General features: G+C 65.9%; 9 protein-coding genes. All 9 read right to left on the bottom strand.

The annotated features are described in order from the left end of the window. Positions 1–142: 142 nt before the first annotated feature. Genes ccmI through ccmA form a run of 9 tightly spaced genes read right to left on the bottom strand, consistent with a single transcriptional unit; the run spans position 143 to position 6,675 of the window. On the bottom strand, positions 143–985 hold the full coding sequence (gene ccmI / locus ABLV76_RS02125) for a c-type cytochrome biogenesis protein CcmI (RefSeq protein ID WP_348878152.1): 843 nt from the start codon (positions 983–985) through the stop codon (positions 143–145). After that, on the bottom strand, positions 982–1,428 hold the full coding sequence (locus ABLV76_RS02120) for a cytochrome c-type biogenesis protein (protein ID WP_074186545.1): 447 nt from the start codon (positions 1,426–1,428) through the stop codon (positions 982–984). The genes ccmI and ABLV76_RS02120 overlap by 4 nt, the downstream gene beginning before the upstream one ends. 11 nt (positions 1,429–1,439) lie before the next feature. Then, on the bottom strand, positions 1,440–1,994 hold the full coding sequence (locus tag ABLV76_RS02115; RefSeq protein ID WP_348878151.1) for a DsbE family thiol:disulfide interchange protein: 555 nt from the start codon (positions 1,992–1,994) through the stop codon (positions 1,440–1,442). After that, positions 1,991–3,943, bottom strand: coding sequence for a heme lyase CcmF/NrfE family subunit (locus ABLV76_RS02110; protein ID WP_114465611.1), 1,953 nt, complete (start codon positions 3,941–3,943; stop codon positions 1,991–1,993). Before ABLV76_RS02110 ends, ABLV76_RS02115 begins: the two co-directional genes overlap by 4 nt. Continuing rightward, positions 3,940–4,398, bottom strand: a complete 459-nt coding sequence (gene ccmE / locus ABLV76_RS02105; RefSeq protein ID WP_117129957.1) for a cytochrome c maturation protein CcmE — start codon at positions 4,396–4,398, stop codon at positions 3,940–3,942. Before ccmE ends, ABLV76_RS02110 begins: the two co-directional genes overlap by 4 nt. Beyond that, on the bottom strand, positions 4,382–4,612 hold the full coding sequence (gene ccmD, locus ABLV76_RS02100) for a heme exporter protein CcmD (RefSeq protein ID WP_023286548.1): 231 nt from the start codon (positions 4,610–4,612) through the stop codon (positions 4,382–4,384). The genes ccmE and ccmD overlap by 17 nt, the downstream gene beginning before the upstream one ends. Further along, positions 4,609–5,346 carry a heme ABC transporter permease gene (locus ABLV76_RS02095; RefSeq protein WP_017899584.1) on the bottom strand — a complete coding sequence of 246 codons (738 nt, stop codon included), beginning with the start codon at positions 5,344–5,346 and terminating at the stop codon, positions 4,609–4,611. Before ABLV76_RS02095 ends, ccmD begins: the two co-directional genes overlap by 4 nt. 49 nt (positions 5,347–5,395) lie before the next feature. Then, the gene (gene ccmB, locus ABLV76_RS02090) at positions 5,396–6,055 is read right to left on the bottom strand and encodes a heme exporter protein CcmB (RefSeq protein WP_310903834.1); all 660 of its coding nucleotides are present in this window, start codon (positions 6,053–6,055) and stop codon (positions 5,396–5,398) included. Then, a complete protein-coding gene (gene ccmA / locus ABLV76_RS02085) occupies positions 6,052–6,675 on the bottom strand; it encodes a cytochrome c biogenesis heme-transporting ATPase CcmA (RefSeq protein ID WP_135711920.1) in 624 nt (207 codons plus the stop codon). Before ccmA ends, ccmB begins: the two co-directional genes overlap by 4 nt. Between the last annotated feature and the right edge of the window lie 67 nt (positions 6,676–6,742).

Below are 6,742 nucleotides of genomic sequence, written 5' to 3'. Positions count from 1 at the left end.
CGCCGCCGGGCAAGGACAGCGGGCACGGAGCCGATTTTGTGCCGGGTGGCGGCTGCGCCTGACCCGGCCTACAAAAACAGGGCTGCCCGTACTCTTCTGGTGGCATGCCCCAGACCCGCGCCTGCGCAGTGCCGCCGGGCAGTTACTGCGCCTGCTGCTGCGCCTGCGCCAGCTGGCGGACGATCGCCTCGCGCCGCGCATCCCCTTCCGGCAGCCGGGCCAGCAGCGCCTGCAGGGCTGCCACGGCCTCGGGGTAATCTTCATTGCGCACCGCGCTCAGGGCCAGCATCTCCAGCACCGGCAGGCTGTTCGGCTGCCGCTGATGCAGGTCACGCAGCAGCAGCTCGCCCATCCGAACCTGACCGCTATCTCCCGCCCGCACCAGCGCGCTGGCGTAATCGAAAGCCGCCGCCGGGTCATCCGCCGCCAGAGCATGCGCCCGGCCAAAGGCGCCGATCGCCGTCTCGCCATCGTTTAACAACAGGCCCAGCCGTCCAAGCAGCTGCCAGCCGGGGAGGTCATTCAGGGTATCCTGCAGGTGGCTGCGCAGGCCAAGCCGCAGCTCCGCCAGCTCATCCATTCGCAGCGGCGCCGCCGTCGGGTCCTTAACCTGCTGCAACAGCGCAGGATAATGCCGTTCAGCCTGCTGCCAGAGCAGCACCTGGCCGATATCGCTGGTTTTCAGATACAGGCCCAGACTCAGGACTACCAGCAGCAGCGCCCCCGGAAGCAGCGCCCAGCGGCTTAGCGGCCGTTCGCCAGGCTGTGCCTGGGGCGGGATATCGGTCAGCAGCGTGCGCTGCAGCTCGACGACCAGCGCCGGGTTGTCCTCGCCGCGCTCCTGCGTCAGCTCCTGCAGGCGCGACTGATACAGGGCGCGGTTGAGGGTATCGCGGTCCACCGCCCCGTTGCCCGTCCATGGGTAATAAAGCAGTCCCAGCGCGCCAGCCAGCAACAGCCCGGCGATAACCACCAACAGGCTCATCGTTCTTTTCCTTCTTTCAATAATTCCGCCAGCCGCTGGCGCTCTTCAGCGCTGAGCGCCGCGTCAGGGATGTCGCGACGACGCGCGCGGGCGACAATCATCCCGGCGCCCGCCAGCACGAACAGCCCCGGCCCCATCCACAGCAGCACCGTGCCCGCGGTCAGCGGCGGCTCGTAGCTGACAAAATTGCCGTAGCGGGCCACCATATAGTCAACGATCTGCCCTTTCGTTTTCCCCTGCTGCATCAGCTCGTACACCTTCTGCCGCATATCGGCGGCAATCATCGCGTTCGAGTCAGCGATGCTGTTGTTCTGGCATTTCGGGCAGCGCAGCTGGGAGGTGATCTCGCGAAAGGCCTGCTCCTGGGCCTCATCCTTAAACTGCCAGGTATCGATGGCGGCCCACGCCTGGCCGGTCAGCATCAGCGCCAGCAGGATGCCCATTACCCCTCTCATCAGCCCGCCCCCCGGTTGTATTGATTCCACAGCGGCTGGAGCTCCTCGCGCCACACCCGTTCGTTCAGGTCGCCGGCGTGCCGCCAGCGGATGATGCCCTGACCGTCTATGAGAAACGTCTCCGGCGCGCCATAAACCCCCAGATCCAGGCCGAGCATGCCGTTGCCGTCGTACAGGCTCAACCTGTACGGATTACCCAGGCGCTGCAGCCAGCTCATCGCCTTCTGCCGATCGTCTTTGTAGTTCAACCCCACCACCCGCACGCCCTGCTGCGCCAGGCCGTTGAGAAACTGATGCTCGGCGCGACAGGTTGGGCACCAGGTGGCCCAGACGTTGAGCAGCAGCGGCTTGCCGTCAATCAGCGTCCGTCGGTCCAGCGTCTGACCGGGGGTATTCAGCGCTTCAAGGCGAAATTCCGGCAGCGGTTTGCCAATCAGCGCCGACTCGAGGGTCGTCGGGTCATCGCCCTCGGCGTTGCGCATCAGCTGCCAGAACAGCGCGGCGGCCAGCGCCAGAAACAGCACCAGCGGAATAAACAATAGCTTCCGGTTCATGAGGCCTCCTGCAGTTTCTTACGCATCCGATAGCGTGGGTCGAGCATGCAGCACAGACCGCCGAGGGCCATCAGCACCCCGCCGTACCAGATCCAGCGAACGAACGGTTTGTAGTACAGACGTACCGCCCAGCTGCCGTCGCTCAGCTCTTCCCCCAGCGCGGCGTACAGATCGCGGGTCAGCCCGCCGCTGATCGCCGCCTCGGTCATCATCATCCGGCTGGCGGTGTAAAAGCGCTTCTCGGCATACAGCGTCGCTTCCGGGCGTCCGCTGCGGGTCACGGTGATAATGCCTTCGCCGCCGGTCCAGTTGGGGCCGACGATATTGCGCACGCCGTTAAACACAAAGTGATAGCGGTGGATATCGATACTGTCGCCGGGGCGCATCCGTACATCGCGCTCCACGCTGTAGTTCTGGCTAAAAGTGATGCCGATAACGGTCACCGCCACGCCGACGTGACCGAGCACCATCCCCCACTGGCTGCGGGTCAGCGTCCGCAGGCCGCGCCAGAAGCCGTGGCGATGAGTGGCCCGTTCGTGAACCTCCAGCAGGGCGAAGATCAGCACCCACAGGGCCATCATCAGGCCAATGACCGCCATGGCGGTGATACGATCCTGCAGCAGCCACGGCAGCGCCAGAGAAAGTGACAACGTCACAACCAGGGCGATAATCAGGCGCTTAATCTGCCTGGCGATGTCATCGCGCCGCCAGCGGATCAGCGGCCCCAGCCCCAGCAGCAGCGCAAACGGCGCCATCAGGGCGGTGAACATGGTGTTAAAGAACGGCTCGCCGATGGAGATGCTGCCGAGGCCCAGCTCTTTATGCACCAGCGGCAGCAGCGTTCCGAGGAGCACCACCAGCATCGCGGCCATCAGCAAAATATTGTTGCCAAGCAGGAACGACTCGCGCGACCACAGGGTATGTTCCACCCGCGCCCGCACCCGGCCGCCCTTCAGGGCGTACAGCAGCAGCGACCCGCCGATGGCGACAATCAGCAGCGCCAGGATAAACAGCCCGCGCGACGGATCCGAGGCGAAGGCATGCACCGAGACCAGCACCCCGGAGCGCACCAGGAAGGTGCCCAGCAGGCACAGGGAGAAGGCGGCGATGGCCAGCAGCACCGTCCAGGCGCGGAAGCTGCCCCGCTTCTCGGTCACCGCCAGGGAGTGCAGCAGCGCGGTGCCCACCAGCCACGGCATAAACGAGGCGTTTTCCACCGGGTCCCAGAACCACCAGCCGCCCCAGCCCAGTTCGTAATAGGCCCACGCCGAGCCCAGCACGATGCCGAGAGTGAGGAACATCCATGCCGCCTGGGTCCAGGGACGCGACCAGCGCGCCCAGGCAGTATCCAGCCGGCCCGCCAGCAGCGAGGCGATGGCGAAGGCGAAAGCCACCGAGAAGCCGACGTAACCCATATAGAGGATCGGCGGATGAAAAATCATGCCGATATCCTGCAGCAGCGGATTAAGGTCGCGGCCGTCAATGGGGTACTGCGGCAGGCCGCGGCTGAACGGGTTGGAGGTAAAGAGGATAAACAGCAGGAACCCCAAGGCGATCATCCCCATCACCGCCAGCACCCGGGCGACGGCGTCGAGCGGCATCCGGCGGCTGAAGAGGGCGACGGCGAAGGTCCAGACGCTGAGCAGCAGAACCCACAGCAGCAGCGAGCCCTCATGCGCCCCCCAGGTCGCCGCCACCCGATACCACACCGGCAGCGCGCTGTTGGAATTTTCCGCCACGTAGCGGACGGTAAAGTCGTTGACCACGAAGGCGTGCACCAGCAGCAGGAAGGCGCCGCCGATACAGGCGAACAGCCCACAGGCCAGCGGCCGGGCCAGGACCATCAGCCGCCGGTCCTGCCGCGCCGCGCCCCACAGGGGATAGACGCTCAGGAGCAGCGCCAGACCCGCCGCCAGACACAGTAAAAAATTGCCCAGCTCCGGCATCATGGCTGCGCCCCCGTTTTCGCCGGCGTCATGGCGTTTTTCACCTCCGGCGGGGTGTAATTTTCATCATGTTTGGCCAGCACCTGCTGGGCGGTAATATGCCGCTCGCCGTCCAGCACGCCCTGGGCCACCACGCCCTGCCCTTCACGGAACAGGTCCGGCAGAATGCCCTTATAGCTAACGTCCACCACCCCGCGGGCGTCATACAGCTTAAAGCGCACGTCGAGGGTTTGCGGGTCGCGCTGCAGGGAGCCCGGCTGAACGTAGCCCCCCACTCGCAGGCGCTGCCCGGTATGAGGTAGCGCCCGGGTTTCCGTTTTGCCGTAGATAATTTCCCCCGGGGTGTAAAACAGATCGATATTGCTGCTCAGGGCGTACAGCGTCAGGCTGACAGTGAGCCCAAGTCCGGCGAGCACCGCCAGCACGATATACAGCCGGGTTTTACGACGCGCTTGCATCCGCGGCCTCCTTGTCATGTTCGCGGGCAGCCGCGATCCGCCGCTCGCGCGCCTGCTGGCGTCGCACTTCATGGAATAGCGCCCGCCGCGCCCACAGGGTGTGCACCGTCAGCAGGCCAAAGGCGGCGACGGCCACCGCCACCGCCAGCCAGACGTACTGGGCATAGCCGCCCATATTCAGGAAGGCGGCGAACGAAGAAAAAGCGGGGCTCATCGGACGGCTCCTTTGTTAGCCAGCGCCACCACCCACGGTCGACGACGCTCCAGCTGCAGGATCAGGTTACGCAGGCGCATCAGGGTCAGGGTGACCGACAGCGCGAGGAAAGCAAAGATACAGATCCGCAGCGGCAGACGCATGCTCGGGTCGATGGTTTGCTGCAGGTTGGTCGAACCCTGGTGCAGGGTATTCCACCAGTAGACCGAGTAATGAATGATGGGCAGATTGACCACCCCGACCAGCACGAGGATCCCCGCTGCGCGCCCGGCAAGCCGCCGGTCGTCAAAGGCGTGCCACAGGGCGATGACCCCGGCATACAGAAACAGCAGCACCAGCTCCGAGGTCAGGCGGGCGTCCCAGATCCACCAGGTCCCCCACATTGGCTTGCCCCACGCCGCGCCGCTGACCAGCGCCACCAGGGTGCAGACCGCCCCCACCGGTGCCAGGGCGGCAATCGCCAGATCGGCCATTTTGATCTGCCAGACCACCCCGATGAAGGCCGCGACGGCCATCGCCAGGTACAGCCCCATCGACCACATCGCCGCCGGGACGTGAAGATACATGATCCGGTAGCTCTCCCCCTGCTGATAGTCCGCCGGGGCGAAGCCAAAGCCCCATCCCAAGCCGATGACCAGCAACAGCGCGCTCAACGCCGCCAGCCAGGGGATCCAGCATCCGCACAGGCGGTACAGCCGCTCGGGGATCGCCAGTTGATGTAACGCTTTCCACATAGACGCTTACTCACACGGTTATGATGGCCGCGCCCGCAGGCGCAGCGAATTATTGCACGGTCAGCCGCAGCGCGGCGGCGGTGGCGAACGGACACAGGGTGGCGCTGGCGGTTAAGAACGCCGCCAGCATCGCCAGATAGCCGCCGACCGGGAGCCCGACGGCGGCGGCCTGGCAGGCCGCGGTGGCGAAAATCAGCAGCGGCACCGCCAGCGGCAGCACCAGCAGGCTCAGCAGGACGCCGCCGCGCTTCAGGCCGACGGTCAGGCCAACCCCCACCGCGCCAAGAAAACTGAGCGTCGGGGTGCCGAGCAGCAAGGTCAGCGCCAGCACGCCGGCGTCATGCACGCTCATCCCCAGCAGCAGCGCCGCCAGCGGAGAGACGATCAGCAGCGGCAGGCCGCTCATCATCCAGTGGGCGACCACCTTCACCAGCACCACCGCCACCAGCGGCGTCGGCAGAAGCAACAGCTGCTCCAGGGAGCCGTCCTGCCAGTCGTCACGAAACAACCGATCCATCACCAGCAGCGCCGCCAGCAGCGCGGCGACCCATACCACGCCCGGCGCAATCTGCGCCAGCAGCTGCGGCGCGGCGCCGACGCCGAACGGAAACAGGGTGATGACGATCAGAAAGAACCAGAGCGGATTGAGGATCTCCGCCCCGCTGCGCCATGCCAGGCGCAGTTCCCGGGCCAACAGCGCTCGCATCATTGCCCGCCTCCAGCGTCGCCGCCGAGGCGCAGGGTGCGCAACGGGCAGCGCAGCGGCCGCAGCGGCTGGTGGGTAGTGAGGATCGCGCTTCCCCCCTGCCGGGCGTGCTGCTCCAGGCGGCAGGTCAGGGTTTCCATCGCCGTGGCGTCGAGGGCGGTGAACGGCTCATCGAGGATCCACAGCGGCGCGTCGGTTAACCACAGGCGGGTCAGCGCCACCCGGCGCTGCTGCCCGGCAGAGAGCTGGTTCAAGGGGAGATCTTCATAGCCCGCCAGGCCGACGGCGGCGAGGGCGCGTTCCCGCTGCTGAAGGCGGCTGCCCGGAAAGAAGAAACGCAGATTTTCATCGGCGGTCAGCACCGCGTTGACGCCGGGCTTATGGCCCAGCCACAGCAGCTGACGATGAAATGACTCCCGGACCTTCGCCAGCGGCTGGCCCTGCCAGCTCACCCCGCCGCTTTCCGGGCGCGCCAGGCCGCAGAGGATCCGCAGCAGCGAGGTTTTCCCCGCGCCGTTATCACCGGCGACCTGCAGCAGCTCACCGGCAGCAAGGGACAGCGTCAGCTCCGCAAACAGCGGTCGATCGTCAACGATGCAGGTCAGTCGCTCTGCATGCAGCATGAAGGCAAACTCCTTGATTCAGACAGTATTTTACGTCCTGGCTAAGTATGGGTTGCGCCGCGTGGGC

The organism is Klebsiella sp. GB_Kp047 (genome assembly GCF_040065235.1).
Lineage (GTDB): Bacteria > Pseudomonadota > Gammaproteobacteria > Enterobacterales > Enterobacteriaceae > Klebsiella > Klebsiella quasipneumoniae.
This window is presented reverse-complemented; position numbering and strand designations above follow the sequence as displayed.

Bases quoted from the DNA above. Each gene is read 5' to 3' on its own strand.
- ABLV76_RS02115 (WP_348878151.1), bottom strand. From the start codon at position 1,994: ATGAACCGGAAGCTATTGTTTATTCCGCTGGTGCTGTTTCTGGCGCTG.
- ccmD (WP_023286548.1), bottom strand. From the start codon at position 4,612: ATGAGCCCCGCTTTTTCTTCGTTCGCCGCCTTCCTGAATATGGGCGGC.
- ABLV76_RS02120 (WP_074186545.1), bottom strand. From the start codon at position 1,428: ATGGGCATCCTGCTGGCGCTGATGCTGACCGGCCAGGCGTGGGCCGCC.
- ABLV76_RS02095 (WP_017899584.1), bottom strand. From the start codon at position 5,346: ATGTGGAAAGCGTTACATCAACTGGCGATCCCCGAGCGGCTGTACCGC.
- ccmE (WP_117129957.1), bottom strand. From the start codon at position 4,398: ATGCAAGCGCGTCGTAAAACCCGGCTGTATATCGTGCTGGCGGTGCTC.
- ccmB (WP_310903834.1), bottom strand. From the start codon at position 6,055: ATGATGCGAGCGCTGTTGGCCCGGGAACTGCGCCTGGCATGGCGCAGC.
- ABLV76_RS02110 (WP_114465611.1), bottom strand. From the start codon at position 3,943: ATGATGCCGGAGCTGGGCAATTTTTTACTGTGTCTGGCGGCGGGTCTG.
- ccmI (WP_348878152.1), bottom strand. From the start codon at position 985: ATGAGCCTGTTGGTGGTTATCGCCGGGCTGTTGCTGGCTGGCGCGCTG.
- ccmA (WP_135711920.1), bottom strand. From the start codon at position 6,675: ATGCTGCATGCAGAGCGACTGACCTGCATCGTTGACGATCGACCGCTG.